Origin of the sequence: Flavobacterium sp. BFFFF1, assembly GCF_002256285.1 — a bacterium.
Taxonomy (GTDB): Bacteria; Bacteroidota; Bacteroidia; order Flavobacteriales; family Flavobacteriaceae; genus Flavobacterium.
Genome location: NZ_NKJE01000029.1, coordinates 1 through 23,336, shown reverse-complemented (window position 1 = coordinate 23,336; position 23,336 = coordinate 1). Strand labels below are relative to the sequence as shown.

Sequence of the window (23,336 nt, the reverse complement as noted above, 5' to 3'; positions counted from 1 at the left end):
TAAATAGCCGTCATTTTCCTATATTTGCAGTCCTTGAACACAAAAAAAATCTTAACAATGTCTGATAAAGCTACTATTTTTTATACCATTACCGATGAAGCGCCTATGCTGGCCACCCACTCGTTTTTACCGATTGTGAAATCATTCACTGCGCCGGCTGGAATAGATGTGGAAACGCGCGATATTTCACTTGCAGGCAGGATTATTTCAACCCTTGGAGAATACGTCACCGGGGCACAGCAAGTCAATGATGACCTTGCCGCATTAGGGAAGCTGGCTACGATGCCGGAAGCCAATATCATTAAGCTTCCGAATATTTCTGCTTCCATTCCGCAATTGAAGGATGCCATTAAAGAATTGCAGGCAAAAGGGTACAATATCCCTGACTACCCTGAAAATCCAGCAAATGAGGAAGAAAAAAATATAAAGGCTAAATACGCTAAAGTTTTGGGTTCCGCAGTGAATCCGGTATTGAGGGAAGGAAATTCAGACAGGCGTGCTCCGAAAGCAGTAAAGAATTATGCCCGTAAACACCCGCACAGTATGGGTGCCTGGAGCGCGGATTCAAAAACACATGTATCGAGCATGAGCGAAGGTGATTTTTACGGCAGCGAACAATCGCTCACCGTTAAAAATGCCAATACTTTTAAAATTGAGTTTACCGGCGAAGACGGCGGCAAAAAAATATTGAAGGACAGTGCGCCACTACTTGCCGGCGAGGTAATTGACAGCGCTGTTTTGAGCATCAATAAACTCAAGACATTCATCGCAAAAGAAGTGATTGACGCCAAAGCGAAAAATGTACTCTTTTCAGTACACCTGAAAGCGACCATGATGAAAGTTTCTGACCCGATTATCTTCGGGGCGGTAGTCGACGTATTTTTTGCGCCGGTTTTTGAGAAATTTGCGACGCTCTTTGCAGATTTAAAAATTGATACTAAAAACGGATTGGGAGACGTCTACGCGAAGATCGCCGGCCATCCGCAACAGGCTGAAGTGGAAGCGGCAATCAATGAAGTATATCAAAATGGCCCGGCCATCGCAATGGTGAATTCGGAAAAAGGAATTACCAACCTTCATGTGCCGTCAGATGTGATTGTCGACGCTTCTATGCCTGCGATGATCCGTACTTCAGGTCAAATGTGGAATGCCGCCGGAAAAGGACAAGATACCAAAGCCATCATCCCGGACCGCTCTTATGCCGGTGTTTATGTTGCGACTATCGATTTCTGCAAAAAACATGGTGCCTTCGACCCGAAAACAATGGGAAGTGTCCCTAACGTTGGATTAATGGCCCAGGCCGCAGAAGAATACGGCTCGCACAACAAAACGTTCCAGATGGATGCGAAAGGCACGGTAACGGTGACTGGTAATGATGGTGAAGTATTTTTTACACAAGCCGTCGAGAAAGGCGATATTTTCAGGATGTGCCAGGTCAAGGATGCGCCTATCCGTGACTGGGTTAAACTTGCGGTAAACCGTGCGAGATTATCCGATACGCCGGCAGTATTCTGGCTGGATGAAAATCGCGCACACGACCGACAGCTGATTGAAAAAGTAAATCTGTATTTAAAAGACCACGATACAACCGGTTTGGATATCCGTATATTAAACCCAATTGCGGCCACCAATTTCACTTTGGAAAGGATAAAAGATGGCAAAGACACCATTTCAGTTACAGGCAATGTATTGCGCGATTACCTGACAGACCTCTTCCCTATTTTGGAACTCGGCACCTCTGCAAAAATGCTTTCTATCGTTCCATTGATGAACGGCGGCGGATTGTTTGAAACTGGTGCGGGTGGATCGGCTCCGAAGCACGTGGAACAGTTTCTGGACGAAGGTTACCTGCGTTGGGATTCTTTAGGGGAATTCCTGGCATTAGGCGTTTCGCTGGAACATTTGGGACAAACGCTTCACAACGCAAAAGCGTTGGTCTTATCGGAAGCGCTGGACAATGCCAATGAGAAATTCCTTGAAAATGATAAATCACCCGCCCGTAAAGTGGGACAAATCGATAACCGCGGCTCCCATTTTTACATCGCAATGTATTGGGCCCAGGCGTTGGCGGCGCAAGACAAAGACGCCGAACTGAAAGCGATTTTTGTGCCTATTGCTGCCGCACTGACTGAAAGTGAATCCAAAATCAATGCAGAACTGATCGGGGCGCAAGGTAAAAAACAGGATATTGGTGGTTATTACAAACCTGATTGGACAAAAACTGAATCGGCGATGAGGCCAAGTGCCACATTAAATGAAATCCTGACAAAACTAAAATAATTAACAAGCGGCTTTCGGGCCGCTTTTTTGTATCAATCCATTTTTGAAAATTTTAGTACGTAATCCTCTGTAACAATTCAGGGATTGCTCCGTCTAAAGGTTCAATCAACAATCAAACCTCATCCATGCAAATCAAATACCCGCATTCCATTTTAATTCTTGCCTTACTGTTCATCAATGTGTCATTCGCTCAGGAAAGATACACCCTTTCAGGCACCGTTTCAGACGCAAAAAGCAATGAAACACTCATCGGTGTCAATGTTTACATTCCGCAACTTGGCGTCGGGGCAGCGACCAATGAGTATGGTTTTTACTCGCTGACTTTACCCAAAGGAAATTACGAGGTTGTAGTCAGCTATGTAGGATTTGGGACAGTCAGTGAATCCATCGACCTGAATCAAAATATTAAAAAAAACTATTTCCTATCCGAAAATTTTGAGGCACTGCAGGAAGTTGTCATTACCGAAAAAACAAGATCCAACATCCGCAAGCCGGAAATGAGCGTCAATAAACTCTCCATTGAAACCATTAAAAAAATGCCGGTCATTTTGGGTGAAGTGGATGTGCTGAAATCAATATTGCTATTGCCGGGCGTAACCAATGCGGGCGAAGGTGCATCAGGTTTTAATGTACGGGGTGGTGGCGCTGACCAGAACCTGATCCTGCTTGACGAGGCTACGATTTTCAATTCATCCCACGTATTTGGCTTTTTTTCCGTCTTCAATCCCGATGCGATTAAAGACCTGAAGCTGTACAAAGGCGGCATTCCGTCGCGTTTCGGAGGAAGAGCATCTTCAGTGCTGGACATTTACCAAAAAGACGGCAACTCCAAAGATTTTCACATGAACGGTGGTATTGGGTTAATTTCAAGCCGGATTCTCGCCGAAGGGCCCCTGGTGAAAGACAAAGGTTCGTTCCTTATTGGTGGAAGGGCATCGTATGCACACCTTTTCCTAAAACTGACCGACAATAAGAATCTCGCTTACTTTTATGACCTCAATACCAAACTCAATTACAAATTAAACAGCAACAACAACCTGTATTTGTCTGGATATTTCGGCCGCGATGTTTTTAAACTCAGTGGCAGTTTTGTAAATACGTATGGCAATGCCACCGTAAACCTGCGGTGGAACCACTTGTATTCAGACAAGCTGTTTTCAAACTTTTCTTTAATTTACAGTGATTACTACTACGGATTACAGCTTGATTTCGTCGGATTTAAGTATGATTCCGGCATTAAGAATTACAACATCAAATATGATTTTAAGAACTACATTTCCGAAAAAATAAAACTCAATTATGGGATCAATGGCATCTATTACGACTTTAATCCGGGAACAATAAATCCAACGACTATAGCGTCTGCTATTAACTACCGTCAACTCGACCGTAAATATGCATTTGAGCCTGCGGCATATATCGAAGCCGAACATAAACTGTCGAAAAAACTCTCCTTAATGTATGGATTGCGTTACAGCTTGTTTTACCGATTGGGAAGTTCGGAAGTCAACAACTATACGAATAATCAGGCGGTGACTTATAATGACGAACTAAAAATTTACGAAAAAGGTGTCCCGATCAGTTCCACACACTATGGAAGCAATGCTGTTATCGCATCGTTCAACAATCCGGAACCGCGTTTCGCTGCGTCTTATACCCTCAATGAAAACCAATCCGTGAAGCTGAGTTATAACCGTATGGCGCAGTACCTACAGCTGATCTCCAACACGTCGTCGCCGACACCACTGGATGTCTGGACGCCAAGCGATAAGTTCATCAAACCGCAGATTGCCGATCAGGTCGCAATGGGATATTTCAGAAACTTCCACAATGACGATTACTCTATAGAAACAGAAATTTTTTACAAAAAAGTGAAGAACCGCATTGACTATATTGACGGCGCCGACCTGATTGCAAATGATGCACTGGAACAGATTATCCTGAATGGCGAAATGCGTTCCCATGGACTCGAATTTATGCTTCGTAAAAATACCGGCACACTGACAGGGTGGATTTCCTACACGCTCTCCACTTCTGAGCAACGCACCCCGGGGCGCACAGCAGAAGAAATCGGCATCAACTATGGCAACTGGTATAAGTCTGCCTATGACAAACGCCACAATGTCGCCGTGACCGCTGCCTATTCGCTTTCAAAGAAATGGGAATTGGGCGCGAATTTCGCACTGCAAAGCGGACAGCCTGTAACCTATCCAAATGGCCAATACCAGTACCAGGGTATTACGGTTCCAAGCTACGGCGCCAGGAACGACGCGAGGCTGCCTGCATACCACCACCTTGATGTTGCTGCCACTTATACTCCTAAACCCGATAAGAAAAAAGGCTGGCAGTCGGAATGGGTTTTCAGCATTTACAACCTATACAATAGACAAAATGCGGCTTCCATAAATTTCCGGCAAAATCAGGACACCGGCGCCAATGAGGCCGTACGGTTCTCCATATTCGGGATGGTTCCAGCGGTGAGTTATAACTTTAAATTTTAAGCGACATGAAAAAGATACTTCCAATTATATTAGGCCTTATAGCACTTTCCTTTAGCAGCTGCGAAGAAGTTGTTGACGTAAACCTTGACACTGCTGCACCCCGACTCGTAATCGACGCTTCAATCCAATGGAAGAAAGGTACTGCGGGCAATGAACAAACGATATACCTTACCACCACGACCGGCTATTTCGACAGCATCGTCCCAAAAGTTTCCAACGCAACCGTTTTTGTAATCAACACAGACAACGGTGCCCGATTTGACTTTATCGAAACTCCGGGCACGGGCGAATATACCTGCAGCCAGTTCATTCCCATCCTGAACGCAAATTATGAACTGACCGTAATGGCCAATGGCCAAACCTATTTTGCAAGGGAGAAAATGATTCCCGCTCCGGAAATTCAACGAATTGAACAAAAGACCAACGATGGCTTTAACGGCGAATATTATGAAATAAAGGCATTTTATCAGGACGACCCCGCTTTAGTGAATTATTACCTCTACCGGTACAAGGCAAATTTTGACGTTTTCCCGACCTATGAAGCAGCTGATGATGAATTTGACCAGGGCAACGAGACTTTTGCACTATACATCAACGAAGATATTAAAGCGGGCGATAACCTCGACATGAGTATTTACGGTATTTCGCAGCGGTACTATGATTACATGAACAAACTGATCAGCATCGCGGGAAACAGCGGCAATGGCAGTCCGTTTCAATCGCCGCCGGCAACCGTCAGGGGAAATATTGTCAATACTACAGACGAAAATAATTACAGTTTAGGGTATTTCAATATATCTGAAGTTACTACCCAAAATTATGTAGTACAATAACCAACATCCGTTTAAAGCAGAATATTTTTTTCTGGTTACAACCAATTTGGATCATAGGCGCATCTGTGTTAATAGTTGTCAAAACATTTAACCATTTTGCCGTCATGAAAAAAATCATTTTGCTTATTTGCTTCGCCATCGGACTGTCGGGGTACGCACAAAACATCGAATTCAAAGTCCACTTCGACAGTGATTCCTTTACATTATCAACTTCCGATGCCGCCTCGATTCAACAGGAATTACAGAAGTTGCCCTGTCCACCGGAGTCCTGTCAGGTCAAGGTCGTTGGCCATACTGATGACATGGGAAGCCTTGAATACAACAAGGTATTGTCGCTGAACCGCGCAAAAGCCATCTCTGGCTTCCTTCAGTCGAAAGGTTTCCGTAAAGAACAGATCAGCATTTCCGGAAAGGCATACACAGAGCCCGTCACAACCAACGACGACGACAGTGGAAAGTCTGAAAACCGGAGGGTGACGGTATTCATTTCGCCTGAATTCAAGCAAGCAAATCACATCGGGGGACTCAGGCTTAAAGAAGATGTCTACCATATTAATGCCGCGAAAGCCGAGACACTGACGTACAAATCCGGCTCAGAAATTCACATTCCCGCCAATGCATTTGTTGATGAGGACGGAAAACCGATCAGTGGAAACATCGATGTGCGTTATGTGGAATACCGCGATCCCATCGATTTTATCCTAGGGAACATTCCGATGGATTATCCGCAACATGGCGAAAATACGCACTTTAACTCGGCAGGCATGTACAAGATTCTCGCCAATCAAAACGGTAAGTCCATTTACCTCCGGGAAGGCACTCAGATCACAGTTGATTTTGCAATGACACAGGAGGTTCCGGGATTAAATTTCTACAACTACGATACCATCACCAATAAATGGACTGAATTGTCAAAAATTACGCCACAGCTGCCATTACAAACCGCGACTGCATTCATTAGAGTCGATACCGCATACTCCTATTATTATGGTGAGGACAAAGGCATCTGCAGCCGCATTGACAATGGCGCAAGAGTCAAACGGGTGATTGAGAAAGGCCGCGAACTGGCAGCGTCGACCACTTCCCTATACGCAGAATACCTCGAAGAATTGAAACAGAGCAACCTGCAATTCGCGAGGGCGCAGGAAAAGTCGGACTCGATCTTTAATGTGAAAAACAAATTCCACATTATTGAAGGAAAAGCCAAAATCGCTTCCCTGAAAAAATCGATAGCAAAGAATGAAAGCAAGGTGTCACAAATCGACAGCCAGATCAAAAGCATCTCCGCTTCCTACCAACCGGTAAAAATCTCGGAAGACGGAAATGAACTGAAATTCAAAATCAACTATGATACCAAATACAACATCCAAACCATAAATTTTGACGATGTCACCTGGATTTACGACGCACAGGACGCCCAGGCTGTAGCGCCTGAAGTATTTGATAAAAAGTGGGATTCCTGCAGGATTTGGGTCATGGATAAAAAACATTTTGGCATTGAACTGAAAGACAACATTTCCCAGCAACTGATCCAAAATCTTAAAATGACTCACGCAACAGCAACGAAATACAGCTATCCGCGTATTGCCAGCGAAATGAACAAAGGTGCCGGCATCCAAAAATCAAAAGTCACCAAACTCACGCAACTTAGAAACATGCTGCTCAAAAAGAATGCTGAATTCACGAATCTTATTGCTTCCATAGAAAAGAAAATCACGCAGCCTAAAATTACGTATACCGCAAATATCCAAAATCTTTGCTTTTATGAACATAGTAGACCTTATATGACAGCTGACGAACAGGCCATGACCGCCATAGAATGGCTGCGTTTTTTCGATGACAATAAGGAAGCCATGTTGCAGCGCTACAAGTCCATTGACGCAGACTATGAATACAAACAGGCCAACATCCGCTACCGCCAAAGCCTGAATATGCAACAACTCGCCAATGAAAACGCAGCATCATTAGTACGTTCGATGAACATTTCGCAATTGGGAATTTTCAATTGTGACCAGATCAGCCGGCTGTCATCACCACTTTACGTCGATGCTGTCTACGAGGACGAACGCGGCAGAACCGTAAAGCCATTGTTTATTTACCTCGTCGACAGCCGCATCAATGGGATTCTTCGCTATGACGGAAATTATGGATACAGTCCGTCGCGTTTTGCCTACAGCCCAACTTCCCAAAATACACTGATGGCATTCGATGCAGACGACAATTCCTTCGTGCTGAATGCAGCCGATTTCAGGAAAACAGTAGACGGAAAAACGGGAACAGTCGTTTTTAAATTGAAGAAAGTAAGCAACATAAAAAACAAGGAAGAACTGATTTCGATGTTTTAGAGCAATCCGGCCATATGCTGAATAATTGTGCCGCCACAAACATTTGTGGCGGCACATTGTTTTCCGCTGCTCCCGAAGCTTCGGGCGGGGGCCAGCATACCTCGCTAAAAACTTTGTATATTCGCTTCTGATTGTAAAACGCTGTGTTGCGTTTCATAATTATTAATTATCAATTATTAATTATCAATTAAAATGTCTTCCCACCACATAGTCCGTGACGACCAGGAACCCGCGCTGATTATCGCCAATGGTGAAGCCTGCACAAACGAATTGCTTGGGCAATTGCTGGAATGGTCGCCTTTGGTAGTTGTACTCGACTCGGCGATGGAACGCGTCATCGAATTGGGAATCAAAGTGGATGTGTTGCTTGGGGATTTCGATAGCGGTTTCAATCCGGAGGAGTTTATAAAAGACCAGCAGCCTATTGAAATCGTGTACACACCAGACCAAAATAAAACCGATCTTGAAAAAGCTTTTGATTACCTGATTGAACGAAAAATGCCTGCTGTAAATGTCGTCTGGGCGACAGGGCGCCGCACCGACCATACCATTTCAAACCTGACCAACATCGTACGTTATCGCGACTTATTGAAAATCGTCATCCTCGATGATTATTCGAAAGTTTTTTTACTGCCGCGCACTTTTCGGAAATGGTATCCTGCAAACAGCATCATTTCGCTGATTCCTGTAGGTGAAGTTTCCGGTATCACTTCGGAAAACCTGCTTTACAGTTTACATAACGATACGCTCACGATGGGATACCGCTCGGGAAACAGCAACGCCGCCGCCATAGATGGGATTGTCACCGTTACTCATAAAACAGGAGATTTGTTATTGATGGAGTGTTTTGACTGATTTTTTTTCGGTTGTATTGCGCCTTCACTGCTTCTCAAACAAATGCAATGGAAAATCAACCGCTGTGTTGCTTTTTTTAATAGCGTAGAAATATTTCACCTGCCAGTTTTGGGTTTTCATAGCCTGCCGATTTGTCGGCGTGTCCCAAGGGGGATAAACCCTAATGCCACGCTTACCCCCTATCCCATTTCGTGAAATAATGCCTTGCGCAGACAAAACCACATTTGGAAAAATAAACTGTCCCAGATTGTCTCCGCTTCTCACCGAAATTATTATGAAGTCAATCCCATCTGATATATCAAACGGTTCGGTAAGCCCAATCACGCTCCTTTTCCAAATGGTAACAAACTGACCTGTTTTCGTTGGGGTAATTTTAGAAGCCCGGTATTGAACTTTCTGGTGATCCAATTCAAACGAGCAGGCCGCATATTCTTTACCTTCTGCCGACTCCTTAAAATTTGTAAACTCAAATCCGAATTGTTGATATATCGCTTTTGCAGTCTCTAAATCCGCGTGTAGCCAAGATTGCCCATTGAAGATTGAGCCTGCCCTCTTATTACTCATTTCTAAAGTTTCCGCTTACACTTTTAGCTTAAAAATCGCATCCCGAATCTCGTCATAATGTTCCCACGGAATAAAATGGTTCGCATTCTCAATGGTAATCACCTTCATAGATCTTGCATTCACAAGCTCAAATTTTAAGAATGCTACATTGCTGTAGGGTACCAACGGGTCTTTAGTACCGTGTACAATCAACACATCAGAATTAATATTCTTCAAATCGGGTTGCATTTTATAGAGGTCTTTTTTTAAATACCATAGTTCATCATTGGATGCCCGCAACGCGCCGGGTATCAGGAAACGCAACGGAACAGCTTTAATCACAGCCCGCCATTTCTCAGGCGTTTCGGCCTTTGGATCCACCGAACCAGCAAGGATTACCAGGTTCTTATAACGGTCTGGATGCATGGTTGCCAACTTCACAACCACCGGTCCGCCAAGCGAATGCCCGACCAGCGTAATAGTTTTTTTATTGTCAAGGAACCTGATTAATGCTGAAATCTGAGTACACTGCGTTTCAAGGTCTTCAGCGTTCCCAAAATCACTGTAACCAAACCCCGGCCGGTCAACCGCAACAAGCCTGAATTTTTTAAGAAGGAGGCTGTCCTTCATATAATCCTGGAACGCATTCCAGCTTCCGGGTGATCCGTGGATAAAATACAGGGTGGGCAAGTCCTTTTTTCCCGTTAGAATATAGTGAATGTCATGGCCGCCAATATCGAAAGTCGTATCTGTGTAGGTCAATTTTGCCGAGTCGAAAAACTGTTTGGCTTCCTGCTTTGTCGAGCGCATCGTCATACAGGACTGGCACATCACAACATAGGCTATAAACAAACCATAGACAATATACCGTTTCTTAAAGCGTTTGCCTTTCTTAACATCGGGGGGAGTCGCGGTCATTTTTTTTGATAAAAATAACCAATTTTTTGCTTTGCATCGCTCCCGGGAAAAAATCATAACTTAATTTAGTAAACCAAAACCATTTCGTAACAGATGACAAACCCAAAAATCAACATTCTAAACTCCGAATTGCTTTCCGATAACTGGTACATCCTCAAAAAATTCGAATACGAATACACAAAAAATGACGGTACCGTTGAAATCCAGAAACGCGAAGTATACGATCGCGGAAACGGCGCTACCATCCTGCTGTATGATAAAAAAGTGCAGAACGTGATCCTGATCAGGCAGTTCAGGATGCCGACATACCTCAACGGAAATGAAAGCGGTATGGTGGTTGAAGCATGTGCCGGTTTACTCGAGGAAGAAAACGCCGAAGAATGTATCCGTAGGGAAAGTGAGGAAGAAACCGGGTATAAAGTAAACTATGTCCGGAAAATTTTTGAATCCTATATGTCACCCGGTTCCGTTACAGAAATCATCCATTTCTTTGTGGCAGAATATTCGAAAGATATGAAAGTCAATGAAGGAGGCGGACTCGCATCGGAGCACGAGAATATTGAAGTACTCGAAATTCCGTTCACCAAAGCACTTCAGATGATCCGGAATGGCGAAATAAAAGATGCCAAAACCATCATGTTGCTGCAATATGCACAGATTCACGGACTTCTTGAAAGTTGACGTGCTACAAATATTTTAGGCGGTACGAACTGTAAACTGTTACCCTTAAACTGTAACCCCACTACAAAACTTCTTCGTAAATTAGCAGTCCAACTTCACAGCTATGAAATTTCAGGTTATTTCAGATTACCAGCCAAAGGGCGACCAGCCTCAGGCGATTGAAAAATTGGCACAGGGCGTACTTGACGGGGAAAAGTTCCAGACGCTTTTGGGCGTTACCGGTTCAGGTAAAACCTTCACGATCGCCAATGTCATCCAGGAGGTCCAGCGGCCTACTTTGGTTCTGGCGCACAATAAAACACTTGCCGCACAATTGTATTCGGAGTTCAAGCAGTTTTTCCCAAACAATGCCGTAGAGTATTTTGTGTCTTATTACGACTATTACCAGCCCGAAGCGTTTATGCCGGTAACGGGTGTTTTTATCGAAAAAGACCTTTCCATAAATGAAGAACTGGAGAAAATGCGAATGAGCACCACTGCATCATTACTTTCCGGAAGGCGCGACGTACTTGTGGTAGCATCTGTTTCCTGTTTGTACGGTATCGGAAATCCGACCGAGTTCCAGAAAAACATCATCGGAATTGCAAAAAACCAGATCATTTCCCGGACCAAATTGCTCCATAGCCTGGTTCAAAGCCTTTATGCCCGTACGGAAGCCGATTTTACGCCGGGTAATTTCCGAATCAAAGGCGATACGGTAGAGGTATTCCCGAGCTATGCAGACGACGCTTATCGGATACATTTTTTTGGAGATGAAATCGAAGAGATAGAAAGTTTTGACCCAAAGAATGCTCAGGTTGCAGAAAAGTATGACCAACTGAATATCTATCCCGCAAACATGTTTGTGACTTCGCCGGAAGTGCTGCAAAATGCCATATGGGAAATCCAGCAGGATTTGGTAAAACAAGTCACCTATTTCAATGAAATTGGTAAAAACCTCGAGGCAAAAAGGCTGGAGGAACGAACCAATTTCGATTTGGAAATGATCCGGGAACTCGGTTACTGTTCAGGAATCGAAAATTATTCCCGCTACCTGGATGGCAGGATGCCCGGCATGCGCCCGTTTTGCCTGCTTGATTACTTCCCAAAAGACTACTTAATGGTGGTCGATGAAAGCCACGTAACGGTTTCGCAGGTGCACGCCATGTACGGTGGGGACCGCAGTCGTAAAGAAAACCTGGTCGAATATGGATTTCGGCTTCCGGCTGCAATGGACAACCGGCCGTTGAAGTTCGAGGAATGGGAATTCATGCAGAACCAGGTCATTTATGTTTCTGCGACACCAGCAGATTACGAATTGGAGAAAAGCCAGGGAATTTACGTCGAGCAGATTATCCGACCGACAGGACTGTTGGATCCGGTGATTGAAGTGCGTCCGAGCCTGAACCAGATTGATGATTTAATTGAGGAAATCCAGTTGCGCGCTGAAATTGACGAACGCGTTCTGGTCACTACACTGACCAAACGGATGGCCGAGGAATTGGCAAAATACCTCACAAAAGTCGGTATTCGATGCCGTTACATCCACTCTGAAGTAGACACATTGGAACGCATTGAAATCATGCAGGACCTGCGAAAAGGGATTTTTGATGTGCTGATTGGCGTGAACCTGCTTCGCGAAGGACTTGACCTGCCCGAGGTTTCATTAGTCGCTATCCTGGATGCGGATAAAGAGGGGTTTTTAAGGAACAACCGCTCGCTGACGCAGACCATTGGCCGCGCCGCACGGAACCTCAACGGCAAAGCCATCATGTATGCCGATAAGATTACAGCGAGCATGCAAAAAACGATGGACGAGACCAATTACCGCCGCACGAAACAGATCAATTACAATACTGATAATAATTTTACGCCCCAGGCACTGAACAAGAAAATTGGAAATGCTTTTGCTACGAAGAATCCGTTAGTCGATTATGAGTTAGGAATAAACCTGCAGGCGGCTGCGGAACCTGACACAACCTATATGCAGAAATCAGACATTGAAAAAATGATTCGCGACAAACGCAAGGCGATGGAAAAGGCAGCGAAAGATTTAGATTTTATGCAGGCTGCAAAGCTTAGGGATGAAATAAAAAGACTGCAGGAAAATACGGCTTAGTTGTATTGCTCCTTAAATGCATCCATCAGTTGCTTTGGATCAATCACCCTTCGTGGTGAGTCTTTAATCATCCGAAGCACTTTTTTGGTCGCTGCTGGATTCAGTCCCATGTTAATAGCCATTTGCTTGATGGCAATCTCTTCTTTTTCATGCATAATACCGTCGACATGCATGAGTAACGCCAATCTGTAAAACTGATGAATCCTGTGAATTTCCATTTTAATCGTCATTACGGGCAGTTCCTGATGAAACAAATCATCAAAAATTGCCTTTTCAATCTTGAGTTCATTGGCAATCAACAACAAAAATTCATATTCACGCTGGTGTAGTTTTCCATCAACAATGGAAAATGCAATCATGTCTGTCAATAGGCTGATTTTTTGTTCGTAATTGTTCATCAAATAACTAATTTTAGCTAAAATATCTTTTTTATTGTAAACCACAAAAACATATGCTCAAAGTTACACTGATTTCAATTATATTTTTACTGATTGGCTACCGCCTGATGGCGCAGCAAAGTACCGCATCAAAACAAGTCTCCACCTTTACCATTGAGGCGCCACAGTTGCATACCACGAAGAAAATCTGGGTTTACCTGCCTAAATCCTATGCGGATAATCCCGATAAAAAATACCAGGTGATGTATATGCACGACGCGCAAAACCTGTTTGATAAAAAAACGGCGTATGCCGGCGAATGGGAGGTCGACGAGACATTGGACAGGCTTAATGCCAATATGATTGTCATTGGAATTGAACATGGCAATGACAAACGCATTGACGAACTGACGCCATTCAAAAATGAAAAATACGGTGGTGGAAATGCCGACGCATACCTGGACTTTATTGTAAATACGCTGAAGCCTTATGTCGACAAAAACTACCGGACAAAAACGAAAGCCAAAAACACCACGATTTTCGGAAGTTCTCTGGGCGGACTGGTGTCATTTTATGCCGTCCTGAAATACCCTGAAGTCTTCGGAAAGGCAGGTGTTTTCTCCCCTTCCTTTTGGTTTACGAAAGACATTTATGAGATGATGGAAAAAACACCAAAAACAAAGGCCAAAATCTACCTGCTTTGCGGCGACAGCGAAAGTAAGGATGTTGACGTAGTGGCCGATGTAAATAAAATGGCAAAACTACTCGATGAAAACCGCTGCTATTGCCTGCACCTTACTGAAAAAGTCGTCGTCAAAGGCGGAGAGCATAACGAAAAATTGTGGAGAGAGAATTTTGAAAAAGCGTATCTTTGGCTACATTAATGAATTGAAAATGGATAATGGACAATTGATAATGGGGTACAGCTCCTGATTAATTGTTAATTATTAATTGTCAATTGTCAATTATCTAACGTGAACAACAACGACATATTCAAAAAACTCCGTGTGGCTTTGATGCTCCGCGACGACCAGATTATCGAAATTATGCAACTGGTGGATTTCCGGATTTCCAAAGCAGAATTAAGTGCTTTGTTCCGCAATGCCGACCATCCTAATTTTATGGAATGCGGAGACCAGGTCCTGCGTAATTTCCTTAACGGACTGGTTATTCACCTGCGAGGAACCAAAGAAAATCCAAAAAATCCAAACGAGGTAATTGCCGCCAACAAGGCCCAGATACAATCTGCACCAAAAGACTTTAAGCCTAAAGAAACAGTGGCGAAAAAGCCAGTTTCTAAAAAAACCTCCAAAAGTTATCCACCACGGAAATCTGCACCCAAAAAAATTGAGATCGTGGAAAAGGTGCAGTATAAAAACGGCAAGAACAAAAAAAATTCTTAATTCATAATTAAAAAAATAATGGCAGCAATTAATCCTTACCTGACATTTAACGGCACGTGTGAAGCGGCGTTTAATTTTTACAAATCGGTATTCGGGGGCGAATTTCCCTTTATCGGAAGATACAAAGACATGCCGCCAGCGGAAGATGGCAAAGAACTTAGTCCCACTGAAGGCGAGTTAATCATGCACGTCTCACTGATGATTGGCAATACGCCGCTGATGGGTTCGGATGCACCCGGAAATTATGAAGGCGAGATGGTAACGGGAAACAACGTTTCGATTTCTATCAATGCCGACAGCCGTGACGAGGCAAACCGCGTCTTTGAGGGACTGTCTGCCGGCGGTACCGTAACGATGCCTATACAGGACACATTTTGGGGCGCTTATTTCGGGATGTTTACCGATAAATTCGGGATCAACTGGATGGTAAACTTTGACGAAGTACCTTCAAACGCATAAAACTTTGCCATGCGTAAACTTATTATCATATTACTTCTTACTGCCTTACATCCTGCCTTCGCGCAGGATGTGGTTTATAGTATCAAAACGGACATCCATTATTACACCGACTCAATCAACAAAACCGACAAGTACATCAACGAAAGGTGTATTTTGGATTTGTATTACCCTACAAAGCAAAAAAACTTTGCCACCGTGGTCTGGTTCCATGGCGGTGGCTTGACTGGGGGAAGCAAGGAAATCCCAAAAGCATTGACAGAACAGGGTATTGCAGTGATTGGTGTAAATTACAGGCTCAGCCCAAAAGTGAAATCGCCGGCATTTATTCAGGATGCAGCAGCAGCAGTGGCGTGGGCTTTTAAGAACATTGCGAACTATGGTGGTGATCCGAAGTTGATTTTTGTTGCCGGGCACTCTGCCGGAGGATACCTCACTGCCATGATCGGATTGGATAAGCAGTGGCTTAAAGCGGACGGCATCGATGCGAACGACATTGCAGGGCTGATTCCGTTAAGCTGCCAGGCCATAACGCATTTTACGATCCGAGAGGAACGCGGCATTCCCGACAAACAACCTGTAATTGATAAGATGGCGCCGCTATTTCACGTTCGTGGCGATGCCCCTCCCCTCTTATTAATTACGGGCGACCGTGAGATGGAAATGCTCGGGCGCTACGAGGAAAATGCGTACCTCGCCAGAATGATGAAAATTGCCGGGCATAAATACACAACACTGTACGAAATTCAAGGATATGGACATGACATGACCGCCCCCGGACTTCCGCTGTTGCTGAATGAAGTCCGGAAAATTGTTGCTGAGAAAAATAAGAAGGGCAGTCCCAGTGGCCAATAATTCATTCACCGTTTGGGTATAAGGCTGATTTGGTTATATTTGACAAATTTAACACCTTAAACCAATATGGAAAATACAGTACCGGAAACGATTACAGCGGAACAAATCCACAGTTATGCTGCCAATTTGATGTTCCACCAGGACAAAAACAATTACGAAGTCAAGATGGCACTGATACAACAGGGACTTGATGAAGACAGCGCTCAGATCGTGATCGAAAACATCGAAAGCCAGGTTGCTGCGGCAAGGGTGACGAGGGCAAACAAAGATATGCTCTACGGTGGACTTTGGTTGGTCGGTGGGACGGTGTTGACGTTGGCCAACATCGGATTTATCTTCTGGGGTGCGATTGTTTTTGGCGGCATCCAGTTTGGGAGAGGGTTGATGAATACCATTACGAGATAGCATTCAGCATTATCAAAATAAAAAAATCCCGGCCATCAAGCCGGGATTTTCATTATCAGTATATTCTAAATAATTTAAGCCAATGCTGCTTTCACCTGATCAGCCGCTTCCTGGAATTGTACTGCAGATAAAATCGGCATTCCGGAATTGTCAATCATTTCTTTGGCAAGCTCTGCATTGGTACCCTGTAAACGCACGATAATGGGCACTTTAATCTTGTCACCCATATTTTTATAAGCGTCAATAACACCTTCAGCGACACGGTCACAACGTACAATACCTCCAAAGATATTGATCAGGATCGCTTTCACATTAGGGTCTTTCAAAATAATACGGAAGGCTAATTCCACACGTTTGGCATCGGCAGTTCCTCCAACGTCAAGGAAATTTGCAGGTTCAAAACCGGCGTATTTGATCAAATCCATAGTCGCCATTGCGAGTCCCGCACCATTCACCATACAGCCTACGGTTCCGTCAAGGTCAACATAGTTCAATCCAGCCGCTTTGGCTTCTACTTCGATTGGATTCTCCTCACGCACGTCGCGCATTTCGGCCAATTTTGGATGCCTGTATAATGCGTTATCATCCAGGTTTACTTTCGCATCTACCGCGATGATCTTGTTGTCTGATGTTTTTAACACCGGATTGATTTCAAACATAGACGCATCTGAACCGATATAGGCATTGTATAAAGCGCTTACGAAAGAAACCATTTCCTTAAACGCATTCCCTGACAATCCGAGATTGAACGCAATCCTTCTTGCCTGGAACGCCTGCAATCCAACAGATGGATCAATTTCCTCAGTAAAAATCAAATGTGGCGTGTGTTCCGCCACTTCTTCAATATCCATACCGCCTTCGGTAGAATACATGATCATGTTGCGGCCTTTGCCCCTGTTCAGCAAAACCGACATGTAAAATTCTGAGGTTTCGCTTTCTCCAGGATAGTATACATCCTCTGCAACCAAAACTTTATGGACTTTTTTACCTTCTGCCGAGGTTTGTGGTGTAATCAACTGCATCCCGATGATCTGTTCGGCAAGCTCTTCTACCTGTTGCAGGTTTTTTGCCAGCTTTACACCGCCACCTTTTCCGCGGCCGCCGGCGTGCACCTGTGCTTTGATTACGTGCCATCCCGTTCCGGTTTCGGCTGTCAGCTGTTTTGCAGCAGATACCGCTTCCTGCGGGTTGTTGGCCACATAACCGCGTTGTACTTTAACGCCATAACTGGCTAGAATTTCTTTTCCCTGGTATTCGTGTATGTCCATAAATGAGGTTTTTGACTAGTTAGTCCCTTTTGTAAAGGTGGCACAAAAATAAATAAATTCTCCCGATTGGTGAAACAAATTACTTTTTTTATCAGGAGCTGATCCGGCTATCTGCTAATATCTTATATTTTTCGGAAAACTGAGAAAATAAAGGAATACCGCTGCTTCCGAAGTTTAGGGACGGGCTAAAATCTACGGCCTCCAAAGCAACCTTTTCGTACATTCAAAATCCTGTTAAAGAACCTAACACAAAATAATATGAAAAAGATCTTACTTTTAGCTGTTTTAATTGCATCTGCGTGCCTCCAATCCTGTAATTCAAGTGACGACAATGGTGATGCAAACCAGACGATTGTCGGAAGTTGGTACCTGAAAAGCGGTAACGGCACCATTTCAGGCCGCGTCGATGAATTCGCTGACGAGCAAATTACCTGGTCCTTTATGTCGAACAACACCGTAGCGATCGTGAATACCGTGACCGACCCGAATAAACTTTCAGGGCTTCCCTCCGGCACTTACACGTATGCAATCACCAACAACGCCGATAGCCCCGACTGCCCAAAGACGGTGATCATCAACAGTAATGCTTACCATTGCTCTACGATTACTTCCTCTGAAATGCAGGTTGGAGACGGTTTTGCGGACGGCGTATACTATACGTTTCAACCCGCGCCGCAGATGGTTACTTTTTAGTATGAGGTCTCAAGCGTAGCAGAATGTTGTAATCTATTTCGGTTAAATCCCAAAGGTTTCGATGTCTATTGGTGTATTTTTGAATCAAATCAAAATACTAAAAACGATGAAAACATTACGACTTATCTGCCTTTTTGTACTTGCCATTTCACTTGGCAGCTGTAACGATACCAATATTGACGACACGAAAACCAACTCGGAATCGGACCTGATAGGTACCTGGAAGATGGTTAAAGCGTATGGTGGCATTTCGGGCAATGTATACAATGTTCCTGAAGGCAACGTAACCTGGGCATTCAATACCGATGCCAACACGCTTAATATTGTAAACAACAATACAGATCCTGGATTCGACGGTGGACTCTCAACCGGAAGCTACAATTACGAAATCATGCAAAGCGATGTCCCTCAATCCTGCAGGTACACATTAAGTATCGACGGCAACGACTACGGCTGCTTTACCAGAACTGACGCAGGCCTCACGATAACACAGGTATATGCCGACGGACTGATTTATGAATTCGTAAAATAATTACACAAAACATCCGTATTAAGTTAGATACATAACGAATTGTTACATTTTGTTATTTATCCTAAAGTCTTTTGGCTAACATGATTGATTATGATAGTTTTGCACAAAAAACTACCGCATGCAGCCAAAAGACTTATTATCACTCGCAGAACATTTTGGAAGTCCGCTTTATGTCTACGACTCCGAAAAAATCCAATCCCAATATAACCGACTTACGGCTGCTTTTTCCAAGGTGGAGCACCTGCGTATCAACTATGCGGTAAAGGCCTTGTCGAATATTTCGATCTTAAAGCTATTTAAAACGTTTGGCGCCGGACTCGATACGGTTTCCATCCAAGAAGTGCAGTTGGGCATCCACGCCGGATTCGAGCCGTCAAAAATCATCTATACCCCAAACGGTGTTTCTTTCGAAGAGATTGAAGCGGTCGCGCAGCTGGGCGTACAAATCAACATTGACAACCTTTCCATATTGGAGCATTTCGGGACCAAATATCCGAAGGTACCGGTGTGCATCCGGATCAACCCACATGTGATGGCGGGTGGGAACAGCAACATTTCGGTGGGGCATATTGACAGTAAGTTTGGGATTTCGATCCACCAGATGCCGCACATCCTGCGCATCGTGGAAAATACCGGGATGCACATCAACGGCATCCACATGCATACGGGGTCGGATATTCTCGATATTGAAGTATTCCTGTATGCGGCGGAGATCCTGTTTGACGCGGCGAGGCATTTTAAGGACCTCGACTTCCTGGATTTTGGCAGCGGCTTTAAAGTGCCTTACAAAAAGGGCGACATCCAGACCGATATTGAAGAGCTGGGGCGTAAACTCAGCAAACGCTTCAACGCGTTCCAGAAAGAATATGGCCGCGAACTGACCCTCGCGTTTGAACCGGGGAAATTCCTCGTGAGTGAAGCCGGCTTTTTCCTCGCACGGGTGAATGTCGTTAAACAGACGACCTCAACGGTATTTGCCGGCATTGATAGCGGCTTCAACCACCTGATTCGCCCGATGTTGTACGGCTCGCAACACCACATCGAAAACATTTCTAACCTAAAGGGAAAGGAACGTTTTTATACGGTTGTAGGTTATATCTGCGAAACGGATACTTTTGCCAACAACCGCCGCATCCACGAAATCAAGGAAGGCGACCTCCTTTGCTTCCACAACGCGGGCGCGTATTGCTTCTCGATGTCATCCAATTACAATTCGCGGTATAAACCGGCAGAAGTGCTCTGGTACGAGGGCAAGGGCATCCTCATCCGCGAGCAGGAAACGTTCGGGGATTTGCTGAAAAATCAGATTGAAGCCGAATTGTAATCCATCACTTTTTCACGAATTTCCGGCGGGAGATTTCCCCTTCTGAAATGACCTGTGTGGTGTATACTCCATTTGGCAGGGCCGACACATCGGCGTCGGTGTGCCTTGCGGTGAGCAATTTATAAAGCACCGTCTGCCCCAGGATGTTGATGATTTCGAGCTTCCTAAGGTTTTCGTCGGGGAACGAAATGGATAGGTTATCCCCGACGGGATTGGGCGCTATTTCAAAAGAACTGACTTCGGGCGACAAAGTGCCCAGTGGAAGGCAGTCGCCGGGCGACGTAAACGGATTGAACCACCGCAATGCGTCCTGTTGCACGGCATTGCTGTCGCTATTTTCGGTGTCACGGCACAGCCAGGCACTTACGGTGCCTGAATTCGGGCATTTAGGCGTCAGGGCAAAGCCTTCGACGTTGTCATTGGAACCAGGGGTGTTGGGGATAAAGTATTCATTTGTATCCGTCAGTTTTCGTTCCCCATTGACGATGGTGCTTGACAAATCCGATACTTCGAGGCGGTTGTTTCCTGATATGTTGTGCAGGATGTATAGCAAGCCCGTGGTTCTGTCAAAAGAGAGGTCACAGCTTTCAGCCTGGGAAGACTTGTACTTCCCGACGTATGCAAAATCATTGTTGACGCCCGGGTTGATGTCGAACACCCAGATGTAGCCACCATCCTGGTGTGCGATAAAAACCAGTCCGCCCATTCCCTTCACAGAGGTGTAAGGGCTTCCAGTCTGCTGGCTTACAAAACCTGCGGCAGCGAGCGCTGCGTCGGGCACAAATACGATGCCTTCGGGTCCGGTATTGCCGGTATCGGTCATTGGCGATGGTGCATTGAGCAGGTTCCAGTGCTTTGCGAGTGTGACAGACGAAAGGTTGGCACTGGTCGTGTACTTCCTGATCTCAAAGGCATTTTCCGCGATGACATAAAACTCATTGGCGCTATAATCAACCTGTGTAATGCCTTCGGGTCCGCCCGGTAGATTCTTGAAGACCAATTGCGAGAAGGTATTTCCGGCGGCATTCCATTGCAACACGCGGAGGTAGCCGCTGCCTTGTACGAGGTACAGCCTGTTTGTGACGGGATTCCAGTGTAATCCGCTTAAATCCTGTACGCCGCCAGCATCCATCACCGCGGTGAGCGGGACGGCCTGTGTCCAGCTTTCGGAGGGCCAGGCGGATTGTCCGAAAGTTATATTTACGAACAGTAGGCACCATAGTGCGGCTTGTTTCTTCATTTGGTTCAGCATCAGGAATACATTACGAATGCCAGGTGTATCTTCCCTTCTTCGTTGAAAAACAGGTTCTCGGCGGATTTGCGGCCAGTGGCGGTATTGATGTAATATATCGTCATGCTGTTGATTCCGGTCAGCACGTCGAGGACTTCGAAATGAAGGTTTGGGATGCGTTCGAGCCCGATCGCCCAATACGCCCGTACACTTTCTTTCCCTTTGACGGTACCATTGCTGCTTTCTAGCAGTTTAGCAGCCATTGGGGTTTCAATGGTAAAGTCATCGGCGTAGTGTGACAGCACGAGGTCGAGGTTGTGGGCATTCCACGAATCGGCCCATTGTTGTGCAAACGTTTTGGCAAATGCTTCTGTGATCATCTTATTTCTGGTTGAATAATTCGGGTAACACCTGACATTCTGAGCCGTTTGGAAAGGTGATGCTTAGCAGTTGCGCGAGGGTGGGCGCCAGTTGCGTAATGGTCTTTTTATCGTGGGACTCGCCTTTTTTCACATGCCAGCCATAAAATAATGCCGGAACGTGGGTATCGTAGCTGTATGGTGTGCCGTGCGAAGTTCCTGTAGTGCCATATTCAATGTAGCCGGGACGGAACAACACGACGAGGTCGCCGTTCTCCCGCGGGTCGTATCCTCTGGCAATGCAGTTCAGGTAGAAATCATTGGGTGTTGCGTGGAGTATTTCCTGTTGGGAATAGACGCGTTTCGTCTGCGGAAGCGCCATCAGGTAATCGGAAAGCGTGGTCTTCACCTCTTCGATATCCAGCGCTTTGTCTTTCAGGACCTGTTTGTTCAGGAATACGTTGTTGTTCGAGAAGTCGGCGATGACATCGGCACCGAAGGTATCGTTGGAAAACTGTTTCAGGCCTTTCTGCATTTCGCCGAAAGGGATGTTGGCCACGTTGTATTTGTTGTCTTTCAGGAAGGTTACGTTTTCGGCGCCGGCATGGTCTGCGGTCAGGAACAGCAGGTAGTTCCCCTTCCCTACTTTCTTGTCAAGGTACTCGAGAAAGTCAGCGATGTTGCGGTCTAACCGCAGGTAGGTGTCCTGCAGCTCTACGGAGCGCGGCCCGATAATGTGCCCGACATAATCGGTGGAGGAAAAGCTCACGGTCAGGAAATCGGTATCGGAATCGGTTCCTAAAGCCTCTTTGTCGATGGCTTCTTTTGCAAAATCGAGCAACAGGTCGTTGCCAAATGGTGTGGCCCGCAGGATCCCGGCGTCGTTCTTCGCGTACATTTCCTTTAGGTTGTATGGGAACACGGGGGCCGCGCTGCCGTACAGTTTGCCTTCGTATTTGTTGTCGTCGGCGAGGCTTTCGTTGTAGGTTTCTTTTGGCATGAGCAGATCCCAGCCTTTGTCGATGTAGGGCATGAACCTTTTCTGTTGGTTAAATGAAGAAACCCAGTCGGGTATATTTTGTCCGTAGAACGTGCTTGAGATGAACTCGCCGGTCTTGCTGAACCAAAACGCCCAGTTGGCAAAGTGCCCGGCAGGAAGTATTGCGCCGCGGTCTTTCAGGCTCATGCCGATGACTTTTCCCTTGAAGTTGGTTGACAGGCGGAGTTCGTCGGTGATGGTTGTCGCCAGTAGGTTCTTTGGCGACATCGCGCCTTCCTGTGGGGTTCCGCCGCCGATGTTGGTAACGCTTTCATCATCGGTGCAATAGCGTTCTTTTCCGGTGCTGGCGCTGTACCATTCATTGCTTACGATGCCGTGT

General features: G+C 45.3%; 22 protein-coding genes. 15 read left to right on the top strand and 7 right to left on the bottom strand.

Features of this window, described 5'->3' with window-relative positions; genetic code table 11:
* The first annotated feature begins 57 nt into the window (after positions 1-57).
* From CFE23_RS14180 to CFE23_RS14160, 5 genes are all read left to right on the top strand, one after another.
* Positions 58-2,280, top strand: a complete 2,223-nt coding sequence (locus CFE23_RS14180) for an NADP-dependent isocitrate dehydrogenase (protein ID WP_291089258.1) — start codon at positions 58-60, stop codon at positions 2,278-2,280.
* A gap of 125 nt (positions 2,281-2,405) precedes the next feature.
* Positions 2,406-4,781, top strand: coding sequence for a TonB-dependent receptor (locus CFE23_RS14175; protein ID WP_291089255.1), 2,376 nt, complete (start codon positions 2,406-2,408; stop codon positions 4,779-4,781).
* Positions 4,782-4,786: 5 nt separating this feature from the next.
* Positions 4,787-5,614: a DUF4249 domain-containing protein gene (locus tag CFE23_RS14170; protein ID WP_291089253.1), complete on the top strand. Its 828-nt coding sequence runs from the start codon at positions 4,787-4,789 to the stop codon at positions 5,612-5,614.
* A gap of 104 nt (positions 5,615-5,718) precedes the next feature.
* On the top strand, positions 5,719-7,959 hold the full coding sequence (locus CFE23_RS14165) for an OmpA family protein (protein WP_291089250.1): 2,241 nt from the start codon (positions 5,719-5,721) through the stop codon (positions 7,957-7,959).
* Positions 7,960-8,151: 192 nt separating this feature from the next.
* The gene (locus CFE23_RS14160) at positions 8,152-8,814 is read left to right on the top strand and encodes a thiamine diphosphokinase (RefSeq protein WP_291089246.1); all 663 of its coding nucleotides are present in this window, start codon (positions 8,152-8,154) and stop codon (positions 8,812-8,814) included.
* A 24-nt stretch (positions 8,815-8,838) separates the two neighbouring features.
* Here the strand turns inward: CFE23_RS14160 and CFE23_RS14155 are convergent, their stop codons facing one another.
* Together CFE23_RS14155 and CFE23_RS14150 are read right to left on the bottom strand one after the other, a co-directional pair.
* The gene (locus CFE23_RS14155) at positions 8,839-9,378 is read right to left on the bottom strand and encodes a MepB family protein (protein WP_291089244.1); all 540 of its coding nucleotides are present in this window, start codon (positions 9,376-9,378) and stop codon (positions 8,839-8,841) included.
* A 15-nt stretch (positions 9,379-9,393) separates the two neighbouring features.
* Complete coding sequence (locus CFE23_RS14150; protein WP_291089241.1) at positions 9,394-10,275, bottom strand: alpha/beta hydrolase; 882 nt, start codon at positions 10,273-10,275, stop codon at positions 9,394-9,396.
* A 93-nt stretch (positions 10,276-10,368) separates the two neighbouring features.
* Between CFE23_RS14150 and nudK the strand changes: the two genes are divergently transcribed.
* Both nudK and uvrB read left to right on the top strand, forming a co-directional pair.
* Positions 10,369-10,956, top strand: coding sequence for a GDP-mannose pyrophosphatase NudK (gene nudK / locus CFE23_RS14145; protein WP_291089238.1), 588 nt, complete (start codon positions 10,369-10,371; stop codon positions 10,954-10,956).
* Between the two features lie 103 nt (positions 10,957-11,059).
* The gene (gene uvrB / locus CFE23_RS14140; RefSeq protein WP_291089235.1) at positions 11,060-13,054 is read left to right on the top strand and encodes an excinuclease ABC subunit UvrB; all 1,995 of its coding nucleotides are present in this window, start codon (positions 11,060-11,062) and stop codon (positions 13,052-13,054) included.
* Here uvrB and CFE23_RS14135 read toward each other — a convergent pair.
* Complete coding sequence (locus CFE23_RS14135; protein WP_291089232.1) at positions 13,051-13,452, bottom strand: excinuclease ABC subunit B; 402 nt, start codon at positions 13,450-13,452, stop codon at positions 13,051-13,053. The genes uvrB and CFE23_RS14135 overlap by 4 nt on opposite strands.
* A gap of 53 nt (positions 13,453-13,505) precedes the next feature.
* Between CFE23_RS14135 and CFE23_RS14130 the strand changes: the two genes are divergently transcribed.
* From CFE23_RS14130 to CFE23_RS14110, 5 genes are all read left to right on the top strand, one after another.
* Entirely contained in the window at positions 13,506-14,315 is an 810-nt protein-coding gene (locus tag CFE23_RS14130; RefSeq protein WP_291089229.1) for an alpha/beta hydrolase-fold protein, read from the top strand.
* A 90-nt stretch (positions 14,316-14,405) separates the two neighbouring features.
* Positions 14,406-14,834: a DUF1456 family protein gene (locus CFE23_RS14125; protein WP_291089227.1), complete on the top strand. Its 429-nt coding sequence runs from the start codon at positions 14,406-14,408 to the stop codon at positions 14,832-14,834.
* An 18-nt stretch (positions 14,835-14,852) separates the two neighbouring features.
* Positions 14,853-15,293 carry a VOC family protein gene (locus CFE23_RS14120; protein WP_291089224.1) on the top strand — a complete coding sequence of 147 codons (441 nt, stop codon included), beginning with the start codon at positions 14,853-14,855 and terminating at the stop codon, positions 15,291-15,293.
* Positions 15,294-15,302: 9 nt separating this feature from the next.
* The gene (locus tag CFE23_RS14115) at positions 15,303-16,145 is read left to right on the top strand and encodes an alpha/beta hydrolase (protein ID WP_291089222.1); all 843 of its coding nucleotides are present in this window, start codon (positions 15,303-15,305) and stop codon (positions 16,143-16,145) included.
* A 66-nt stretch (positions 16,146-16,211) separates the two neighbouring features.
* Positions 16,212-16,550: a hypothetical protein gene (locus CFE23_RS14110; RefSeq protein WP_291089219.1), complete on the top strand. Its 339-nt coding sequence runs from the start codon at positions 16,212-16,214 to the stop codon at positions 16,548-16,550.
* Positions 16,551-16,624: 74 nt separating this feature from the next.
* Here the strand turns inward: CFE23_RS14110 and sucC are convergent, their stop codons facing one another.
* A complete protein-coding gene (gene sucC / locus CFE23_RS14105) occupies positions 16,625-17,818 on the bottom strand; it encodes an ADP-forming succinate--CoA ligase subunit beta (RefSeq protein ID WP_291089216.1) in 1,194 nt (397 codons plus the stop codon).
* Between the two features lie 258 nt (positions 17,819-18,076).
* Here sucC and CFE23_RS14100 point away from each other — a divergent pair, with 258 nt between their 5' ends.
* The 3 genes from CFE23_RS14100 to lysA all read left to right on the top strand — a co-directional run bounded on the left by CFE23_RS14100 (position 18,077) and on the right by lysA (position 20,367).
* Positions 18,077-18,511, top strand: coding sequence for a hypothetical protein (locus CFE23_RS14100; protein ID WP_291089213.1), 435 nt, complete (start codon positions 18,077-18,079; stop codon positions 18,509-18,511).
* 106 nt (positions 18,512-18,617) lie between these two features.
* On the top strand, positions 18,618-19,043 hold the full coding sequence (locus CFE23_RS14095) for a hypothetical protein (RefSeq protein WP_291089210.1): 426 nt from the start codon (positions 18,618-18,620) through the stop codon (positions 19,041-19,043).
* Positions 19,044-19,161: 118 nt separating this feature from the next.
* Positions 19,162-20,367 (top strand): diaminopimelate decarboxylase, encoded by a 1,206-nt coding sequence (gene lysA / locus CFE23_RS14090; protein ID WP_291089207.1) that lies wholly within the window; start codon positions 19,162-19,164, stop codon positions 20,365-20,367.
* A gap of 4 nt (positions 20,368-20,371) precedes the next feature.
* Here the strand turns inward: lysA and CFE23_RS14085 are convergent, their stop codons facing one another.
* From CFE23_RS14085 to CFE23_RS14075, 3 genes are all read right to left on the bottom strand, one after another.
* A complete protein-coding gene (locus tag CFE23_RS14085; RefSeq protein WP_291089204.1) occupies positions 20,372-21,607 on the bottom strand; it encodes a T9SS type A sorting domain-containing protein in 1,236 nt (411 codons plus the stop codon).
* An 11-nt stretch (positions 21,608-21,618) separates the two neighbouring features.
* Positions 21,619-21,978 carry a nuclear transport factor 2 family protein gene (locus CFE23_RS14080; RefSeq protein WP_291089201.1) on the bottom strand — a complete coding sequence of 120 codons (360 nt, stop codon included), beginning with the start codon at positions 21,976-21,978 and terminating at the stop codon, positions 21,619-21,621.
* Position 21,979: 1 nt separating this feature from the next.
* A partial coding sequence (locus CFE23_RS14075) for an alkaline phosphatase family protein (RefSeq protein WP_291089199.1) occupies positions 21,980-23,336 on the bottom strand: 1,357 nt, incomplete at its 5' end.

What these genes read in the sequence shown, in the direction of transcription:
- CFE23_RS14150 (WP_291089241.1), bottom strand. Translation starts at nt 10,275, where the DNA reads ATGACCGCGACTCCCCCCGATGTTAAGAAAGGCAAACGCTTTAAGAAA.
- CFE23_RS14180 (WP_291089258.1), top strand. Translation starts at nt 58, where the DNA reads ATGTCTGATAAAGCTACTATTTTTTATACCATTACCGATGAAGCGCCT.
- CFE23_RS14160 (WP_291089246.1), top strand. Translation starts at nt 8,152, where the DNA reads ATGTCTTCCCACCACATAGTCCGTGACGACCAGGAACCCGCGCTGATT.
- CFE23_RS14080 (WP_291089201.1), bottom strand. Translation starts at nt 21,978, where the DNA reads ATGATCACAGAAGCATTTGCCAAAACGTTTGCACAACAATGGGCCGAT.
- CFE23_RS14095 (WP_291089210.1), top strand. Translation starts at nt 18,618, where the DNA reads ATGAAAACATTACGACTTATCTGCCTTTTTGTACTTGCCATTTCACTT.
- CFE23_RS14100 (WP_291089213.1), top strand. Translation starts at nt 18,077, where the DNA reads ATGAAAAAGATCTTACTTTTAGCTGTTTTAATTGCATCTGCGTGCCTC.
- CFE23_RS14165 (WP_291089250.1), top strand. Translation starts at nt 5,719, where the DNA reads ATGAAAAAAATCATTTTGCTTATTTGCTTCGCCATCGGACTGTCGGGG.
- CFE23_RS14110 (WP_291089219.1), top strand. Translation starts at nt 16,212, where the DNA reads ATGGAAAATACAGTACCGGAAACGATTACAGCGGAACAAATCCACAGT.
- uvrB (WP_291089235.1), top strand. Translation starts at nt 11,060, where the DNA reads ATGAAATTTCAGGTTATTTCAGATTACCAGCCAAAGGGCGACCAGCCT.
- CFE23_RS14175 (WP_291089255.1), top strand. Translation starts at nt 2,406, where the DNA reads ATGCAAATCAAATACCCGCATTCCATTTTAATTCTTGCCTTACTGTTC.
- CFE23_RS14115 (WP_291089222.1), top strand. Translation starts at nt 15,303, where the DNA reads ATGCGTAAACTTATTATCATATTACTTCTTACTGCCTTACATCCTGCC.
- CFE23_RS14085 (WP_291089204.1), bottom strand. Translation starts at nt 21,607, where the DNA reads ATGAAGAAACAAGCCGCACTATGGTGCCTACTGTTCGTAAATATAACT.
- CFE23_RS14155 (WP_291089244.1), bottom strand. Translation starts at nt 9,378, where the DNA reads ATGAGTAATAAGAGGGCAGGCTCAATCTTCAATGGGCAATCTTGGCTA.
- CFE23_RS14135 (WP_291089232.1), bottom strand. Translation starts at nt 13,452, where the DNA reads ATGAACAATTACGAACAAAAAATCAGCCTATTGACAGACATGATTGCA.
- nudK (WP_291089238.1), top strand. Translation starts at nt 10,369, where the DNA reads ATGACAAACCCAAAAATCAACATTCTAAACTCCGAATTGCTTTCCGAT.
- lysA (WP_291089207.1), top strand. Translation starts at nt 19,162, where the DNA reads ATGCAGCCAAAAGACTTATTATCACTCGCAGAACATTTTGGAAGTCCG.
- CFE23_RS14120 (WP_291089224.1), top strand. Translation starts at nt 14,853, where the DNA reads ATGGCAGCAATTAATCCTTACCTGACATTTAACGGCACGTGTGAAGCG.
- sucC (WP_291089216.1), bottom strand. Translation starts at nt 17,818, where the DNA reads ATGGACATACACGAATACCAGGGAAAAGAAATTCTAGCCAGTTATGGC.
- CFE23_RS14130 (WP_291089229.1), top strand. Translation starts at nt 13,506, where the DNA reads ATGCTCAAAGTTACACTGATTTCAATTATATTTTTACTGATTGGCTAC.
- CFE23_RS14170 (WP_291089253.1), top strand. Translation starts at nt 4,787, where the DNA reads ATGAAAAAGATACTTCCAATTATATTAGGCCTTATAGCACTTTCCTTT.